At 71.7% G+C, this 16,950-nt stretch carries 17 protein-coding genes; 10 read left to right on the plus strand and 7 right to left on the minus strand.

Annotation, left to right across the window (positions count from 1 at the left end; genetic code table 11):
• Nucleotides 1–78: 78 nt before the first annotated feature.
• A complete protein-coding gene (locus C4B68_RS36105) occupies nt 79–1,365 on the plus strand; it encodes a DUF6986 family protein (protein WP_099503302.1) in 1,287 nt (428 codons plus the stop codon).
• 51 nt (nt 1,366–1,416) lie between these two features.
• Here the strand turns inward: C4B68_RS36105 and C4B68_RS36110 are convergent, their stop codons facing one another.
• A complete protein-coding gene (locus tag C4B68_RS36110; protein ID WP_099503301.1) occupies nt 1,417–2,196 on the minus strand; it encodes a hypothetical protein in 780 nt (259 codons plus the stop codon).
• Nucleotides 2,197–2,199: 3 nt separating this feature from the next.
• Nucleotides 2,200–3,294, minus strand: a complete 1,095-nt coding sequence (locus C4B68_RS36115; RefSeq protein ID WP_099503466.1) for a LacI family DNA-binding transcriptional regulator — start codon at nt 3,292–3,294, stop codon at nt 2,200–2,202.
• A gap of 195 nt (nt 3,295–3,489) precedes the next feature.
• Between C4B68_RS36115 and C4B68_RS36120 the strand changes: the two genes are divergently transcribed.
• From C4B68_RS36120 to C4B68_RS36130, 3 genes are all read left to right on the plus strand, one after another.
• Nucleotides 3,490–4,440, plus strand: coding sequence for an ROK family protein (locus C4B68_RS36120; RefSeq protein WP_099503299.1), 951 nt, complete (start codon nt 3,490–3,492; stop codon nt 4,438–4,440).
• Nucleotides 4,441–4,747: 307 nt separating this feature from the next.
• A complete protein-coding gene (locus C4B68_RS36125) occupies nt 4,748–4,945 on the plus strand; it encodes a hypothetical protein (RefSeq protein ID WP_099503297.1) in 198 nt (65 codons plus the stop codon).
• 130 nt (nt 4,946–5,075) lie between these two features.
• Entirely contained in the window at nt 5,076–6,116 is a 1,041-nt protein-coding gene (locus C4B68_RS36130; RefSeq protein WP_099503295.1) for an NUDIX hydrolase, read from the plus strand.
• Between the two features lie 193 nt (nt 6,117–6,309).
• Here the strand turns inward: C4B68_RS36130 and C4B68_RS36135 are convergent, their stop codons facing one another.
• Nucleotides 6,310–7,665 (minus strand): dipeptidase, encoded by a 1,356-nt coding sequence (locus C4B68_RS36135; protein ID WP_099503293.1) that lies wholly within the window; start codon nt 7,663–7,665, stop codon nt 6,310–6,312.
• 195 nt (nt 7,666–7,860) lie between these two features.
• On the opposite strand from C4B68_RS36135, the gene C4B68_RS36140 reads away from it, so the two are divergent.
• Nucleotides 7,861–9,066 carry a geranylgeranyl reductase family protein gene (locus C4B68_RS36140; protein ID WP_099503291.1) on the plus strand — a complete coding sequence of 402 codons (1,206 nt, stop codon included), beginning with the start codon at nt 7,861–7,863 and terminating at the stop codon, nt 9,064–9,066.
• Nucleotides 9,067–9,323: 257 nt separating this feature from the next.
• Nucleotides 9,324–10,040 carry a TetR/AcrR family transcriptional regulator gene (locus C4B68_RS36145; protein WP_099503289.1) on the plus strand — a complete coding sequence of 239 codons (717 nt, stop codon included), beginning with the start codon at nt 9,324–9,326 and terminating at the stop codon, nt 10,038–10,040.
• Nucleotides 10,041–10,044: 4 nt separating this feature from the next.
• On the opposite strand, the gene C4B68_RS36150 is transcribed toward C4B68_RS36145, so the two are convergent.
• On the minus strand, nt 10,045–10,224 hold the full coding sequence (locus tag C4B68_RS36150; RefSeq protein ID WP_099503288.1) for an AfsR/SARP family transcriptional regulator: 180 nt from the start codon (nt 10,222–10,224) through the stop codon (nt 10,045–10,047).
• 152 nt (nt 10,225–10,376) lie between these two features.
• Here C4B68_RS36150 and C4B68_RS36155 point away from each other — a divergent pair, with 152 nt between their 5' ends.
• A complete protein-coding gene (locus C4B68_RS36155; protein WP_099503286.1) occupies nt 10,377–11,624 on the plus strand; it encodes a sensor histidine kinase in 1,248 nt (415 codons plus the stop codon).
• Nucleotides 11,621–12,286 carry a response regulator gene (locus C4B68_RS36160; protein ID WP_099503284.1) on the plus strand — a complete coding sequence of 222 codons (666 nt, stop codon included), beginning with the start codon at nt 11,621–11,623 and terminating at the stop codon, nt 12,284–12,286. Before C4B68_RS36155 ends, C4B68_RS36160 begins: the two co-directional genes overlap by 4 nt.
• Here the strand turns inward: C4B68_RS36160 and C4B68_RS36165 are convergent.
• Together C4B68_RS36165 and C4B68_RS36170 are read right to left on the minus strand one after the other, a co-directional pair.
• Nucleotides 12,247–12,477, minus strand: coding sequence for a hypothetical protein (locus C4B68_RS36165; protein ID WP_099503282.1), 231 nt, complete (start codon nt 12,475–12,477; stop codon nt 12,247–12,249). The two genes, C4B68_RS36160 and C4B68_RS36165, sit on opposite strands and share 40 nt — an antisense overlap.
• 71 nt (nt 12,478–12,548) lie before the next feature.
• Entirely contained in the window at nt 12,549–14,030 is a 1,482-nt protein-coding gene (locus tag C4B68_RS36170; RefSeq protein WP_099503280.1) for an MFS transporter, read from the minus strand.
• 85 nt (nt 14,031–14,115) lie between these two features.
• Between C4B68_RS36170 and C4B68_RS36175 the strand changes: the two genes are divergently transcribed.
• Nucleotides 14,116–14,535 carry a MarR family winged helix-turn-helix transcriptional regulator gene (locus C4B68_RS36175; protein WP_099503278.1) on the plus strand — a complete coding sequence of 140 codons (420 nt, stop codon included), beginning with the start codon at nt 14,116–14,118 and terminating at the stop codon, nt 14,533–14,535.
• Nucleotides 14,536–14,550: 15 nt separating this feature from the next.
• Here the strand turns inward: C4B68_RS36175 and C4B68_RS36180 are convergent, their stop codons facing one another.
• Nucleotides 14,551–15,294, minus strand: a complete 744-nt coding sequence (locus C4B68_RS36180) for a maleylpyruvate isomerase family mycothiol-dependent enzyme (RefSeq protein ID WP_099503277.1) — start codon at nt 15,292–15,294, stop codon at nt 14,551–14,553.
• A 496-nt stretch (nt 15,295–15,790) separates the two neighbouring features.
• Here C4B68_RS36180 and C4B68_RS36185 point away from each other — a divergent pair, with 496 nt between their 5' ends.
• Nucleotides 15,791–16,906, plus strand: coding sequence for a GNAT family N-acetyltransferase (locus C4B68_RS36185; RefSeq protein ID WP_099503275.1), 1,116 nt, complete (start codon nt 15,791–15,793; stop codon nt 16,904–16,906).
• Nucleotides 16,907–16,950 lie beyond the last annotated feature (44 nt).

Below are 16,950 nucleotides of genomic sequence, written 5' to 3' on the forward strand. Positions count from 1 at the left end.
TGACCAGCTGGAAGCCGTACAGATAACTTCGTTCAACGGATTGTTGATTCCGTAGTGCGGAAAACAGGAGTGTGCGGGATGGGGCAGGGACAGCAGGAGACGGTGGCGACGAGCCTCGCGGGCGCCGTCAGCGAGGAGATCAGCGCCTCCCTCGCCCCGGTCGACGCCGAGCTGGAGCGCCGCTACCCCGGAGACCCCGGCACCCGGCAGCCCGTCCACACCGTGTACGTCCCCGGCGACGTCTTCGCCGCCGACACCATCCGCTCCTGGGGCGACCGGGCCCTCGCCGCCCTCGACGAACACGCCCCCGACGCCGCCTCCTTCGCCGCCGTCCTCGGCCTCTCCGACGAACTCGCCGAGCCCGTGTACGACCGCGTACGCGCCAAACTGGAGCGCGAACCCATCGAAGACCTGCGCGTCGACTTCGAGGACGGCTACGGCCCGCGCCCGGACGCCGAGGAGGACGCGGCGGCGGCCCGCGCGGCCCGCCTGATCGCGGAGGCGTACGAGAACGGCACGGCGGCCCCGTACATGGGCATCCGCATGAAGTGCATGGAGGCGCCGGTACGCGACCGGGGCATCCGCACGCTCGACATCTTCCTCACGGGCCTGATGGAGGCCGGGGGTCTGCCCGGGGGGCTGGTCCTGACGCTCCCCAAGGTCACCTACGCCGAGCAGGTCACCGCGATGGTCCGGCTCCTGGCGGAGTTCGAGAAGGCGCGCGGCCTGGAGCCCGGGCGGATCGGCTTCGAGATCCAGATCGAGACCAGCCAGTCGATCCTCGCGGCCGACGGCACCGCGACCGTCGCCCGCATGATCCAGGCCGCCGAGGGCCGGGCCACCGGTCTGCACTACGGCACCTTCGACTACAGCGCCTGCCTCGGCGTCTCCGCCGCCTACCAGGCCAGCGACCACCCCGCCGCCGACCACGCCAAGGCGATCATGCAGGTAGCGGCCGCGGGCACCGGCGTACGCGTCTCGGACGGCTCCACCAACGTCCTGCCGGTCGGCCCGACCGAGAAGGTTCACGACGCCTGGCGGCTGCACTACGGCCTCACCCGCCGCGCCCTGGCCCGCGCCTACTACCAGGGCTGGGACATGCACCCCGGCCACATCCCCACCCGCTACGCGGCCGTCTTCGCCTTCTACCGCGAAGGCTTCGAACAGGCCGCGTCCCGCCTCACCCGCTACGCCAACCACGCCACCGGCGACGTCATGGACGAGCCCGCCACCGCCAAGGCCCTCAGCGGCTACCTGCTGCGCGGCCTGGACTGCGGCGCCCTCGACATCGCCCAGGTCGCCCGGCTGACGGGGCTGACCCGCACGGACCTGGAGGGCTTCGCTTCGCCGCGGCGGGGGATCTGACGATCGCGGGGCGGTAGCGCCCGGCGGCCTCCGGCGCGCTCGATGGGCCGACTACGTCCGCCGGGGCCGTGCGTACCTTTCGGGCTGTGCGTACCTTTCCAGTCCGGAAGCTGTGGTCATCCGTTCCTCGGCGAACAGCCGGGTTCCCCGTTCGCAGAGCGCTCGGTCGAAGCGGGCGCGGGCGCAGAACTCCTCGGGTGTGTCCCCGAACAACCGGCGCAGGCGCGGTGATCCGCTGAGGAGCGAGGCGAGCAGCGGGCGCTCGCCCGGGTGGGCGCGGGGCGTCCCGGAACCGTCGTGGAGGACACCACGGCGGTTGACGTAGAGGTACGCGCCGGGCAGGAGCTCGCCGGAATCCAGCTCGATCCGGATGTCGGAGGAGGGCAGCCAGGCGCGGTCGTACGCCCCCGTGGCCGCCGGGACTCCCTCGCTCGCGTCGACCACCGCCAGCTGGGCGGCGTCGAGCCAGGTGAGGAACAACTCGCCGACCGCGCCTGGCGCGTGGAACGGAGACGCGGACACGTAGCCCAGGAGGCTCACATGGGCCGAGACACCGATGCCGATGCCGGTGACCCGCGCCTTCACCATCGGGATCGTGCCGGACACCTCGTACTCGGCCATCTTGTGGCGCAGTTGGGCGGGGCAGGCGTTGGAGCCGACCGCGACGACCGGGACACGGTCCTCGTACACCCGGCGGGTCAGGGGCAAAAGCCGGTCCCCGTCCAGGAGTCCGGACTCCCCGGGCCAGGCGCCCGGATAGGTCAGCGGATGGTCGCGCGGCGCCTCGGCGAGGCCGAGCGCGTCGAGCGTGCGGGGGTCAGGGTCGCCCATCGCTCAGTCCGTCGGCGGCAGTTCCCCCGAGCCGCGGGTGATCAGGCGGGTCGGGAGTTCGATGCGTTCCGGGGTGACGAGGGTGCCGTCGAGTTGGCGGAAGAGGCGTTCGGCGGCGGTGCGGCCGAGGGCGGCGGCGTCCTGGGCGACGACGGTGACGCCGGGCTTGAGGAGGTCGGCGAGCTCGATGTCGTCGAAGCCGACGAGGGCGACCGGGCGGCCGCACTCGGCGATGACGCGGACGACCGTGACGGTGACGCGGTTGTTGCCGGCGAAGATCGCGGTGACGGGGGAGGGGCCGGACAGCATGTCCTCGGCCGCCTTCCGTACCCGCTGCGGGTCGGTGACGCCGAGGGACATCCACGCGTCCTCGACCGGTATGCCCGCCTCCTCCATGGCGGCGCGGTAGCCGCGCAGCCGCTCGGCGGCCGTGTGGATGCGGGGCATGTCGCCGATGAAGCCGATCCGGCGGTGGCCGTGGGCGATGAGGTGCGCGACACCGTCGCGGGCGCCGCCGAAGCTGTCCGACAGGACGGCGTCGGCGTCGATCTTCCCGGCCGGGCGGTCCACGAAGACCGTGGCGACGCCCGCCTTGATCTCGGGCTCGAGGTAGCGGTGGTCGTCGCCGGCCGGGATGACGACGAGCCCGTCCACGCGGCGCGCGCACAGGGCGAGGACCAGCTCCTGCTCGCGGTCCGGGTCCTCGGCGCTGGAGCCGTTGATCAGCAGGGCGCCATGGGCCCGCGCCACCTCCTCCACCGCGCGGCTCAGCGGCCCGTAGAACGGGTCCGCGAGGTCCTCCAGGACGAGGCCGATGCTCGCCGTACGGCCCTTGCGCAGCACCCGCGCGCTGTCGTTGCGGCGAAAGCCCAGTGCTTCGATGGCCTCCTGGACGCGGCGCTCGGTGTCCGGAGTGACCCCCGGCTCGCCGTTGACCACCCGCGAGACCGTCTTGAGGCCGACTCCGGCACGCGCTGCCACGTCCTTCATGGTGGGACGGTTTCCGTAGCGGGTTCCGGAGTGGCGGTCTGCTCGTCGGGCGGTCTCGGCCACGATGCGCTGTCCTGTCCTGTCGTCAACGGGGATGCGTCGGTCCATGGGGTTGTATGAGGATGTGGCGTCGAGCATAGGGCCTGGACAACGTTGTCAGATGCGGGAGAGACTGTCCACCGCAACTCCGGCCTGCGCCTTCCCCCCAGGGGTGCGTCGTCCTGCACATGATGGCCGGGGACCTGGACCCGCGGCGCTGCGCGGCGGGTCCGACACGACACCGCCTTGGGAGATCTGACTCTGATGCACACCGACCTCGTGGCCGCGCTCGACATCGGCGGCAGCAAGATCGCCGGGGCGCTGGTGGACGACCACGGCCGGATCCTGCTGCGCGCGCAGCGTGCGACGCCCGCGCGGGAGGACGGCGACACCGTGATGCGGGCCGTCGAGGCCGTGATCGGCGAGCTGACCGTCTCCCCGCTGTGGGGCAGGGTGCGCGCCGTGGGCATCGGCAGCGCGGGCCCGGTGGACCGCGCCGCGGGCACCGTGAGCCCCGTGAACGTGCCCGGCTGGCGGGGCTACCCGCTGGTCGAGCGGGTCCGTGCGGCCACGGGCGTGCCCGTCGAGCTCATCGGCGACGGCGTCGCCATCACGGCGGCCGAGCACTGGCAGGGTGCCGCCCGCGGCCACGACAACGCGCTGTGCATGGTCGTGTCGACGGGCGTCGGCGGCGGGCTCGTCCTGAACGGGCAGTTGCACCCCGGCCCCACCGGCAACGTGGGCCACATCGGGCACATCAGCGTCGACCTCGACGGCGATCCCTGCCCGTGCGGTTCACGCGGCTGCGTCGAGCGCATCGCGAGCGGCCCGAACATCGCACGCCGCGCGCTGGAGGGCGGCTGGCGGCCCGGCCCCGACGGCGACACCTCGGCCGCCGCGGTGGCCGAGGCCGCCCGCGCGGGCGACCCGGTGGCCGTGGCCTCCTTCCAGCGCGCCGCGCAGGCCCTCGCGGCGGGCATCGCGGCGACCGCGACCCTCGTCGAGATCGACATCGCCGTCATCGGCGGGGGAGTGGCCAAGGCGGGGGATGTCCTGTTCACGCCGCTGCGCAGGGCGCTGGCCGACTACGCGACGCTGTCCTTCGTGCAGCGGCTGACCGTGGTGCCCGCGCTGATGGGCACGGACGCCGGCCTCGTCGGCGCGGCCGCGGCCGCGCTCAACGTGAACCCGAGCGCGACAGCGGCCGGGGTGTGACCGCGGACCGGGTCTGACCGGAATCGGGGTCCGATCCGGGGGTCTCCCCCCTCGGAGACGTGCCGCGGCAGTCGACGATGAACGGCTGGGGGCCGGTCCGCGGTGACATACCTACCACCTGCGTCAGATCTTCCAGGCCCTGTCGATGCGCTCGCGGACCGACCTGGTCCGCATCACCCACAACGCTTGGTCAGCGGCGGCCCAGTAGGGGCGGCCGTGACGGCCGGGGGCCGGGCCGAGGCAGCCCCCCGCAGTACGAGGAATCTTCACCCCGTGACCCGTCGCGCACTTCGTAGTTTAACCGGGCATGAAGAAGCGCAGCATGCTCGCCATCGCCTCCCTCGCCACCGGGTTCGTCGTCGCGGCGATCACCCCGTCGCACGCCCTCGACCACGACGTCCTCGGTGATCTCCCCATCGAGGACACACACACCACGCTCGATCAAACGGTCAGCAGCGGCAGCATGGCCGTGGACGAGAGCCCGCTGGGCGGTCAGAACGGCTGAGCCGAGAAGTGCGGCGCCGGTGCCCTTGGGAGGGGACCGGCGCCGCGCTGTCGGCGCCCTCATCAGGGCCTGGTTTCCGTGGCAGGGTTGAGCGGGCAAGCCTCTGGGGGCCAACAGAAGAGGGGGAACCGTGATCATCTGGATCAACGGTGCGATCGGTGCGGGGAAGACCACCACCGCACGGGAACTGATCGAGCTGATCCCGAACAGCACGCTCTTCGACCCCGAGGTCATCGGCGGCACACTCACGCAGCTGCTGCCGCCCAAACGCCTCGCCGAGGTCGGCGACTTCCAGGACCTGCGCATCTGGCGACGCCTCGTGGTCGACACCGCGGCCGCCATGCTCGCGGAACTCGGCGGTGTTCTCGTGGTCCCGATGACCCTGCTCCGCCAGGAGTACCGCGACGAGATCTTCGGCGGCCTCGCCGCGCGCCGGATCCCCGTACGGCATGTGCTGCTCGCCCCGGCGGAAACGATCCTGCGCGAGCGAATAGCCAGGCGCGCGGTGCCCTCGGACCCGCCGGACGGCGACATGAGCGTGCGCAAGTGGTCCTACGACCACATCGAGCCCTACCGCACCGCGCTCGCCTCCTGGCTCACCGCCGACGCCCACCCCGTGGACACCAGCGCGCTCACCCCGTACGACACCGCCCTGCGCATCGCCGACGCCGTACGCACCGGGGACGTGCCCGTGTGCGACATCGTGCAAACGCCCGAACCCACCGCGGAGACCGTCGCCGCGGGGGTGCTCCTCTTCGACGAACAGGACCGGGTGCTGCTCGTCGACCCGACGTACAAGGCTGGCTGGGAATTCCCCGGAGGTGTCGTCGAACCCGGCGAGGCGCCCGCGCGCGCGGGCATGCGCGAGGTCAAGGAGGAGACCGGCCTCACGCTCGACGACGTGCCCCTTCTCCTTGTCGTCGACTGGGAGTCGCCCGCGCCTCCCGGCTTCGGCGGCCTGCGGCTCCTCTTCGACGGCGGCCAGCTCGACGCGACGGCCGCCCGGCAACTGCTGCTGCCCGGCCCCGAGCTACGCGACTGGCGCTTCGTCACCGAGGAGGAGGCCGCCGGCCTGCTGCCGCCCGTGCGCTACGAACGACTGCGCTGGGCCCTGCGGGCGCGCGAGCGCGGGGCGGCGCTCTATCTGGAGGCCGGGGTCCCGGTCGGCTGACGCCCGGACCGCGCTCGGCGGGTGAGCCGCGCCCCACTCGGAGTCCCACCGGCAGGCGCCGCGTCGCATCACGGACAGCCCGACCGGGAAGCTCAACATGCGGAGTCCGGGAAGGACTTCGGCGACATCCATGAGCCGGACGCGGAGAGGGCCCGCGCCTGATGGCGAGGGCCCTCCGCTGTGGGCGGAGTGATCAGCTCGCCGCGTAATTGCGCAGGAACAGCGCCTCCGCGACCGACAGACGCTCCAGCTCGTCCGGCGAGACACCCTCGTTCACCGCGTGGATCTGCGCCTCCGGCTCGCTCAGGCCGATGAGCAGGATCTCCGCCTGCGGGTACAGCGAGGCAAGGGTGTTGCACAGCGGGATGGAGCCGCCCAGGCCCGCGTACTGCATCTCCTGGCCGGCGTAGGCGACCGACATCGCCTCGGTCATCGCCGCGTACGCCGGGCTGGAGGTGTCGGCGCGGAACGGCTGGCCCCCGCCGACCTGCTCGGTGCTCACCCGTGCGCCCCACGGCGTGTGCGCCTCGAGGTGGGCCCGCAGCAGCTTGGTCGCCTCGACCGTGTCCGCGCCCGGCGGCACCCGCAGGCTGATCAGCGCGCGGGCGCCCGCCTGCACGGACGCGGTCGCGCCGACCACCGGCGGGACGTCGATGCCGAGGACGGTGACGGCCGGACGCGCCCAGATGCGGTCGGCGACCGTGCCGGAGCCGATGAGCTCCACGCCGTCGAGCACCTTCGCGTCCTTGCGGAACGACTCCTCGTCGTACTGCAGGCCGTTCCACGTGGCGTCGCCCGTCAGCCCGTCGACGGTCGTCGAACCGTCCTTTGCCCGCAGCGAGTCCAGTACGCGGATCAGCGCGGCGAGCGCGTCGGGCGCCGCTCCGCCGAACTGCCCCGAGTGCAGGTTGCCTTCGAGGGTGTCCACTTGAACGCGTACGAGGGTCATGCCGCGCAGCGTCGCGGTGACCGTCGGCAGACCGGCCCGGAAGTTGCCGGCGTCACCGATGACGATGGTGTCGGCGGTCAGCAGCTCCGGGTGCGCCTCGGCGTACCGCTCGAGCCCGCCCGTGCCCTGCTCCTCCGAACCCTCGACGATCACCTTGATGTGCACCGGAATGCCGCCGTTCGCCTTGAGCGCACGCAGGGCCAGCAGGTGCATGATGACGCCGCCCTTGCAGTCCGCGCTGCCGCGCCCGTACCAGCGGCCGTCGCGCTCGGTCAGCTCGAACGGCGGCGTCAGCCAGGCCGCTTCGTCCAGCGGCGGCTGCACGTCGTAGTGCGCGTACAGCAGGACCGTCTTCGCGCCCTCGGGCCCGGGCAGGAAGCCGTACACCGACTGCGTGCCGTCGGGGGTGTCGAGCAGTGCCACGTCCTGGAAGCCCTCGGCGCGCAGCGCGTCGGCGATCCAGTTCGCGGCGCCCTGGCTCTCGCTCTTGGGGAACTGGTCGAAGTCCGCCACCGACTTGAAGGCCACCAGCTCGGTGAGCTCCGCCTTAGCCCGGGGCATGAGCGAGGCGACGGTCTCGGCGACCGGATTCGACGACATGGGCACGCTCCTTGTGGGTGCGACGTTTTACTGACGTTGTACTTCTGTGTACATGTGATCGTGCGGTGCGTATGCGCGTACTGGTGTGCGGGGCGCATACGCTGCCGATCCTCCCACAGCGGCCTGCGGCGATGCCCGCCGTAGGATGCGGGGGACAAGTGCGGCAGACGGTTGGACTGGGAGCAATAGACCATCGTGAGCAGCGAGAACTCTTCGACGGACGACGGGCAGCGGGTGTGGGACGTCGTCGTGGTCGGCGCGGGGCCGGCGGGTGCCTCCGCCGCCTATGCGGCAGCGGTCGCGGGACGTAGCGTCCTGCTGCTGGAGAAGGCGGAGCTGCCCCGCTACAAGACGTGCGGCGGCGGCATCATCGGCCCCTCGCGCGACGCGCTGCCGCCCGGCTTCGAGCTGCCGTTCCAGGACCGGGTGCACGCGGTCACGTTCTCGCTCGACGGCCGGTTCACCCGTACCCGCCGCTCCAAGCAGATGCTGTTCGGGCTGATCAACCGGCCCGAGTTCGACCAGCAGCTCGTCGAACACGCCCAGAAGGCGGGCGCCGAACTGCGCACGGGCGTCACGGTGTCGCGCGTCGAACAGCACGGCTCAGCCGTGCCGGACCGGCGCACCGTGGCCGTCGTGCTGCAGGGCGGCGAGACGGTGCTGGCGCGGGCGGTCGTCGGCGCCGACGGCAGCGCCAGCCGGATAGGGGCGCACGTCGGCGTGAAGCTCGACCAGGTCGACCTCGGCCTGGAGGCGGAGATCCCGGTACCGGAGACCGTCGCCGAGGACTGGCAGGGACGGGTACTGATCGACTGGGGACCGCTGCCCGGCAGTTACGGGTGGGTCTTCCCGAAGGGGGACACGCTCACCGTCGGCGTGATCTCCGCACGCGGTGAAGGCGCCGCCACCAAGCGGTACTTGGAGGACTTCATCGCCCGCCTCGGGCTCGCGGGGTTCGAACCGGCCATTTCCTCGGGCCACTTGACGCGCTGCCGCGCCGACGACTCGCCGCTGTCGCGGGGTCGGGTGCTGGTGTGCGGCGACGCGGCGGGACTCCTCGAGCCCTGGACCCGCGAGGGCATCTCCTTCGCACTGCGCTCCGGGCGGCTCGCGGGGGAGTGGGCGGTACGGATCGCCGAGGCGCACGACGCGGTGGACACCCGGCGCCAGGCGCTGAACTACGCCTTCGCGATCAAGGCGGGGCTCGGCGTCGAGATGAGCGTCGGCAAGCGCCTGCTGACCGTCTTCGAGCGCCGGCCGGGCATGTTCCACGCGGCGATCACGGGCTTCCGGCCCGCGTGGAAGGCCTTCACCGGGATAACGCGCGGCTCGACGTCGCTGGGCGAAATCGTCCGTACCCATCCGCTGGCCGGCCGCGCCCTGACCGCGCTCGATCGGTGACCCAAGGGGGCCGGGGGCCGGGGCCCGCGGCCGAGGGCTCAGCTCTTTTCGAGGTGGACGTGCATGGACATGTGCGGACATGCGGTGACGTGTGTGGACAGGATGCCTGCGCCTTGGGGGCGAAAAGCGTGAGCACTGCTCTCGCTTGAGGGCAGTGTGAATGAGGTCGGCTACCCGAAGCAAGAGCACCGCTCTCTTTTTTGTGCGTCGCTCTCAATTGCGTGCACTGCTCTGAAAACGGTGGGACACTGCCCGGCATGAGTACCGCACAAGGCGCCCGCGCCCGAGCCAGGATCGAGGTCACCGCCGCCATCAAGGACGCGGCGCGCAGACAGCTCGCGGCAGAAGGCGCCGCCAAGCTCTCGCTGCGGGCCGTGGCCCGCGAGCTCGGCATGGCCTCCTCCGCGCTCTACCGCTACTTCCCCAGCCGCGACGACCTGCTCACGGCCCTCATCATCGACGCCTTCAACTCCCTGGGCGAGAGCGCGGAGGCGGCCCACGACAACGCCGCCGAGGCCGGGCCGGCGCAGCGCTGGATCGCGGTGTGCGAGGCCGTGCGCGGCTGGGCGCTCGGGCATCCGCACGAGTACGCGCTGATCTACGGATCGCCTGTCCCCGGCTACACCGCGCCGGAGGACACCGTTCCGGCCGCCTCCCGTGTCGGCCTCGTCCTCATCGACATCGTCCGCGACGCGCACCAGGGCCTCGGCTTGGCCAAGCCGCCGCTGCCCGCCGAGCTGGCCCCCGAGGCCGTGCGGATGGCAGCCGACTTCGCGCCCGATCTCACCCCCGAGACGGTGACGGCGCTCGTCGCGGCCTGGGCGCAGCTGTACGGGCTGGTCGGGTTCGAGCTGTTCGGTCAGTTCAACGGAGTCGTGGAGGACCGCGAAACGTTCTTCCGCCATGCGGTGACCCAACTCGCCCACGGCGTGGGCCTGGTGTACCCGCAACAGGGACGGGCCACCGCGCGCTAGCAGCTCAGGGCACCGGCATCGCCGGCAGCGGCAGCAACGTCGGGTCCTGCCGCAGGATCCGCTCGTGCAGGGACTGGAGCGCAGGCCCCGGGTCGGCGCCCATCGCCTCGGCGAGCCGCTGCCGCGCCCCTTCGTACGCGGCCAGCGCGTCCGTGGGCCGGCCGGTGTGGCACAGCGCCAGCATCAGCAGCTCGGGCGCGCGAACTGGTGGGCGCCGAAGCCGCTGCGCCGGCTGAAGGTGCGGGAGAGCAGCGAGGACGTACTCCGCGGGGAGTATGTGTGATCACCTCGTCCGGCTGACGTCAGCGGTGGCCCGTGGCGTCTAGCGTGGCGGACATGGACAAGCAGCTCGGACGCGGGGAAGACCCGCCGCAACGGTGGCGGCACGGGCCACCGTGGTGGCGGCACGGTCCGCCGTGGGTGCACCGCTGGGACGACGAGGAGCGGGCCCCCCGGTGGCCGTGGCGTTCCACCCTGGTGCTTGCCGTGTTCGTGCTGGCCGGGTCGCGCTTGGCGGCTCAGGAACAGATGGGCGAACGCGCGGCGCTCGACCCCTTCGCGCGGGTGCTGCTGCTCGTGGCCTGCGTCCTGCTGCTGTGGCGGCAGCGGTATCCGGTGGCCGTCGTGTTCGGCACGGCGACGGCCGCGATGATCTACTTCGGCGCCGGGTATCCGTACGGGCCGGTCTTCATCGCCGTGGCCCTGGGCTGCTTCAGCGCCATCGTCGCGGGGCACCGCTGGGCCGCCTGGTCGGCCGTCGGAATGCTCTGGGCGGGGCATGTGCTGATCGCGCACTGGCTGTACCGCTGGCTGCCGCCGTCCGGGGACGGGCCCCAGGCCTGGGGGCAGGAGCTGGTCGTCGCCGCCTGGGTGGTCGCCATCGTGGCGGTGGCCGAGCTGGTCCGGGTACGGCGTGAGCAGTGGGCCCGGGAGCGGGCCGAGCGCGCGCAGGCCGCGCGACGGCGCGCCGACGAGGAACGGCTGCGGATCGCGCGCGAGCTGCACGACGTCCTCGCGCACAGCATCTCCGTGATCAACGTCCAGGCGGGCGTCGGCCTCGCGCTCCTCGACACCGACCCCGAGCAGGCGCGCACGGCGCTCACCACCATCAAGGCCGCGAGCAAGGAGGCCCTCGGCGAAGTCCGCCAGGTGCTCAACACGCTGCGCACGCCCGGAGACGCGCCGCGCGCACCGGCGCCGGGTCTGGACCGGCTGCCCGAACTCGTGGAGCAGGCGGCGAGCGCGGGCCTCACGGTCGAGGTCGAGGGCGCGCCTCCGCCGCTTCCGCCCGGCACGGATCTCGCCGCCTTCCGCATCGTCCAGGAAGCCCTCACCAATGTCGTACGGCATTCGGGCTCGCGGCACGCGCGCGTGCACCTCGATCACGACGACGGCGCGCTGCGGCTGCGCATCGACGACGACGGGCCCGCGACCGGTGCCGACGCGGGCGGCAGCGGCAGCGGCCTGGCCGGAATGCGGGAGCGGGCCGCCGCTCTGGGTGGCACGATCGAAGCGGGCCCGCGCCCCGACGGCGGCTTCCGGGTGCTCGCCGTTCTGCCCTTGACGGTCAAGGAGGACCGGTGATCCGCGTACTGCTCGCCGACGACCAGTCGCTGGTCCGGGCCGGCTTCAAGGCACTGCTCGACGCGCAGCCGGACATCGAGGTGGCCGACGAGGCGGCGGACGGCGAGGAGGCGGTGCGCAAGGTGCGCGAACTGCGCCCCGATGTCGTCCTGATGGACATCCGGATGCCCCTGCTTGACGGCCTCGCGGCGACCCGCCGGGTCACCGACGACGCGGACCTGAAGGACGTCAAGGTGGTCATGCTCACCACCTTCGAGCTCGACGAGTACGTCTTCGAGGCGATCCGCTCGGGTGCCTCCGGCTTCCTGGTCAAGGACACGGAACCGGACGAACTCCTGCGCGCCGTACGGGCGGTGGTCGGGGGCGACGCGCTGCTCTCGCCGGGCGTGACGCGCAGGCTGATCGCCGAGTTCGCGGCCCGCTCCAAGGAGCCCGCCGCCGCCGACGCCCTCGCCGAACTCACCGAACGGGAACGGGAGGTGATGGCCCTGGTCGGCATCGGCCTGTCCAACGAGGAGATCGCCCGCCGCCTGGTCGTCAGCCCGCTCACCGCGAAGACCCACGTCAGCCGCACCATGGTCAAGCTGGGCGCCCGCGACCGCGCCCAACTCGTCGTGCTCGCCTACGAGTCGGGCCTGGTGCGGCCGGGCTGGCTGGGCTGACCGACACCCGCACGCCCGAAGCGGAACAGCACGGTGACGGTGCCGACGATCCGCGCTCGCAGAGCGAGCCCCTGCGAGGTCCTGCGGCGCTTGACCCAGTTGTTCAAAACCTGCCGCTCGGTCTCACTCAGCACCAGCGGCTCCAGCCTGCTGTCACCCACAACCGACAGCAGACCGAAGCCGACCGGCATCCGTCAGCCGAACCTATGAATCAGTACGGAAAGCGACTCATGTGGTGCCGAACCAACTCACAACCACGTCACTAGTCGCGGACCGGCACGCGTTCCGCTTCCGCCTCCTTCTGGAGGGACTTGGCGACGACGACGGACTGTCGCGGACGCCGTGTCCGCAGTCCGGGCAGGGTGATCAGCAGGCCCACGAGGGCGATGCCGGTCACCACGATCAGGCCGGGCCGGTAACTGTCGAGGACGGCCTGGGGCGAGGAACCCTCGGAGGAGTTGGCGGTCACCACCGCCGTCACTACGGCCAGGAAGATCGCACCGCCCACCTGGACCGAGGTGTTGAGCAGCCCCGAGACCATGCCCTGCTCATGGTCGTCCACGCCGTTGGTGGCCTGGATGTTGAGCGAGGGGAAGACCAGCGCGCAGGCGGCGCCGATCAGCAGCATGGTCGGCAGGATGGCCGCCGCGTACACGGGGTCGAGGTCGACGCGCAGGAAGAGGGCGTACCCGGCGACCATCAGGGCGAAGCCCACCGGGATGAGCCGCGGGGTCCCGAACCGGTCCACCACGGCCCCCACCTTCGTGGCGGACAGCGCCACCAGCGCACCGGCCGGCAGGAAGGCGAGCGCGGTGTGCAGGGCCGACCAGCCCAGCAGCGACTGCATGTACAGCGTCACCAGGAACTGGAAACCGACGTACGAGCCGAAGAACGCCATCGCGCCGAGCTGGGCCCGGATCTGGCTGCCGGAGCGCAGGACGCCGAGCCGGATCAGCGGGCTCGGGCTGCGTCGCTCGACGCTCACGAAGACGGTGAGCAGCACGGCGGCGGCGACGAAGGACAGCAGAGTGCGGGCGGAACCCCAGCCCACCTCGGGCGCCTGCACGACGGTGAAGACGAGCAGCAGCATCGAGGCGGTGCCGATGATGGCGCCCGGGATGTCGTAGCCGCGGTGGTCCTTCTCGCGCTCGCTGCGCGGGATGAGCTTCAGCCCGGCCAGCAGCGCGATGACGGCGATGGGCGCGGGCAGCAGCATGGTCAGCCGCCAGCTCGCCTCGGTGAGCAGACCGGACAGGACGAGACCCATGGAGAAACCGGTGGCCGCGCAGGTGGTGTAGATCGAGAGCGCGCGATTGCGCAGCGGGCCCTCGGCGAAGGTCGTGGTGATGATCGACAGGCCTGCGGGCGCGGTGAACGCCGCGCTCAGGCCCTTGATGAAGCGGCTGGCGATCAGCAGCGGGCCGGAGTCGACGAGCCCGCCGATCAGCGAGGCGAGCGCGAAGACGCCGAGGGCCACGAGGAAGACCTGACGGCGGCCGAGCAGGTCGGCCGTGCGTCCGCCGAGGAGCAGCAGTCCGCCGTATCCCAGGATGTAGCCGCTGACGATCCATTGGAGCGTCGAGGTGGAGAGATCGAGTTCGGAGCCGATGGACGGCAGGGCGACGCCGACCATCGACACGTCCAGCGCGTCCAGGAACATCGCGGCGCAGAGCACCAGCAGGGTGCCCCACAGCCGAGGGGTCCAGCGTTCCTGGGCCGCGGGGTGGGTGAGCGGAGAGGTCATGACCCCGACACTACATGCGCATGCATTCAATGCAAGCGCATTTAATTCCGGCGCAACAAAGTCGATTCTTTGCTACCGTGCGCCCATGGCGGCGAAGAAGGCCGAGCAAGGGCTCGTGAACCAGTGGCGCGACATCCTCGGGGTGCATGCGCGCACCCTCTGCGAGCTCGACCGCGAACTGCACCGACACGGCCTCGGCGCCAGCGACTTCGAAGTGCTCGACGTACTGGCCGAGACCACCGCGTCGGACGGCGGCGCCTCCTACCGGGTCCAGGAGATCTCCGAGCGCGTCCACTTGAGTCAGAGCGCACTGTCCCGCCTGATCGCCCGCCTAGAGAAGGACGGTCTGGTGACGCGCGGGATGTGCGAGGAGGACCGGCGGGGCGTACGCGTCTGCCTCACGCCGAAGGGGCGCGCGCTGCACGGCGAGGTGCTGCCCGTGCAGCGCGCGGTGCTGACGCGCATGCTGGCGGGCGACCCGGCCGCCCCGGCAGCCTGCGATTGACCGGGGCCGGCCCGCTCAGCCCCAGGTGACCGCGGACTTCTCCCGCCACAGCTCGGCGAGCGAGGCGTCACCCGTCACACTCGGGAACGGCAGCCGGTTCCACAACGACAGGTAGAGCCGCGCGGCCGGTCCGGCCAGCTCACAGTCCGCGTCTCCGCCCGCATCCCGGTCACTGACCAGCGGCTGCGGCGACAGCCGTACGGTCCACACCGCGTCCGCGTCCACATCCGTGGCCCGTACCCGCAGCACGCGCGGCTCCTCCGTCCGCACCTTGCTCTTCGCGCGTACGTGGAACCCGCGCAGCAACTCGTCGATTCCGTCCAGGGCGAAGTCCGTGGCCACGGGGGTCGGTTCCCCGCCGAGCGCCGACTCGGCGTCGACCCGGTGCACGGTCGTCTCGTGCGCCTGCCGCCGCGCCCAGAAGGCGAGCGGCGACGGCGCCGGCATAAAACTCCAGCACCGTACGTCGGGCGAGGCGTCGGCCAGCGTGTCGACGAGCCGCCGGTGGCCCGCCCGGAACCAGGCCTGGAGTTCATCGCCGTCGAGATCCGGCAGCCCGCCGTCGCGCTGGTACGAGGTGTGCCCCTCGGCGACGAACGCCGTGGCCCACCGGTGCACCATCCCGGTGTGCCGCACCAGATCCCCCACCTGCCAGCCCGGGCAGGTCGCGACCTTGGCGTCGGTCCCCGCCTCCTCGGCCGTCGCGGCCAGCAACTGGCCCTCCCTGTCCAGGGCTTCCACGAACTCCGTAATCTCCATGCGGCGAGTGTGACGGATGGAGTGCGGTCGAGGCGTCAGGTTAGGGGGGTGAAGGGGGTCGGGCAAGGGGAGTCGCGCAGGCTCACGGCGGGATGCGCGCGCACCAGGAGTCCCGGGCGAGACCGCGAGTGGAGGCCACTGTCGCCTCGGCCATCCGATCCTCACTCTTTCCGTTGCGGCGGACACCTTGACAACGTGCGTACTGTTTCGCGACGTTTGAGCCCCGCCCAACGGTGCGAGTCTCGGTCGTCGACCGTGGAGTGGGCATGCGTGCGGCGGAACGGCATGTGCACGGCGGAACGACATGTACACGGCGTGGATGTGCGGACAGCCAGAGAAGTGGCAGGACGGGGCGCGGACAGCGCGTCACGGGGGGAACTGGGGGGAGCGGTCGCCCATGCGATCCATGAAGACTGATCAACTCGCCTTACGGGCCGGGCCTGCGCCGCGACCGGTACATCCCTCGCTGAGCCTGCGGAAGGGCGGTTGATCCGAAGTGGACATCACCATCCACAGACCCGACGACCTGAGCGCCTCGATTCAAGACGCCTGGCACCGGGCGATGGACGAATCGCCCGAGTACGCCAACCCTTTCCTGGCACCGGAGTTCGCGGCCGGGATCGGCAGGTACCGCGGTGGCACACAGGTGGCGGTACTGCGTGAGAACGGGGAACCCGTCGGCTTCTTCCCGTACGAGCGCAATGTCGTCGGCGCCGGCCGGGCCATCGGTCTCGGTCTCTCCGACTGCCAGGCCCTCGTGCACTGCCCCGGGGTCACCTGGGACGCACAGGAGCTGTTGCGGGCCTGCGGGCTGTCCATCCTCGAGTTCGACCATCTCGTCGAGGAGCAGAAGCCGTTCGGGAGATACGTCACGGGGACGTTCGCCTCACCTGTGGTCGACCTGAAGCCCGGCGACAGCGGCTACGCGGAGTGGCTGCGCGCCGCGTACCCGGGGCAGGCCAAGACGACGCTGAAGAAGGAACGCCGCCTGGGGCGCGACGTGGGCGACGTGCGGTTCGTTTTCGACGAGCGCGACCCTCGGTTGCTGCGCACGCTCATGCAGTGGAAGTCCGCCCAGTACCGCAGGACGGGGCGCATGGACCGGTTCGCGCGGCCGTGGATCGTCGACCTGGTGGACCACCTGTTCCAGGTCCGCGAAGAGCACTTCACCGGCGTGCTGTCCGTGCTGTACGCCGGCGACCGGCCGGTGGCCGCGCACTTCGGGCCGAGATCGCGTACGGTGCTCGCGGCCTGGTTCACGGCGTACGACCCCGAGTTCCACCGCTACTCGCCGGGGCTGATGATGCACCTGCGGATCGCCGAGGCGGCAGCCCGGCACGGCGTGAGCATGCTGGATCTGGGACGCGGCGACAAGGAGTACAAGGACTGGCTCAAGACCCGCGAGCTGCGCGTGGGTGAAGGTTTCGCGACCCGCCCCCACCCGGTGGCCGCGGCGCACCGGCTGTGGCGCAGACCGGTGCGCGGCCTGCGGAACCTGGTCCTGGCCCATCCCACGCTGCGGGAACCGGCCGACCGGCTGCTGAAGACGGTCGGCACGCTGCGCACGTCGGGCCGCGCGGACTCCGAGAGGGCAGGACCCCACGCACGCTGAACAGGCGTCCCGCGCTCCCGGCTCTCGGGTTCCCCACTCCTGGC

This window comes from Streptomyces dengpaensis (genome assembly GCF_002946835.1).
Classification (GTDB): domain Bacteria; phylum Actinomycetota; class Actinomycetes; order Streptomycetales; family Streptomycetaceae; genus Streptomyces; species Streptomyces dengpaensis.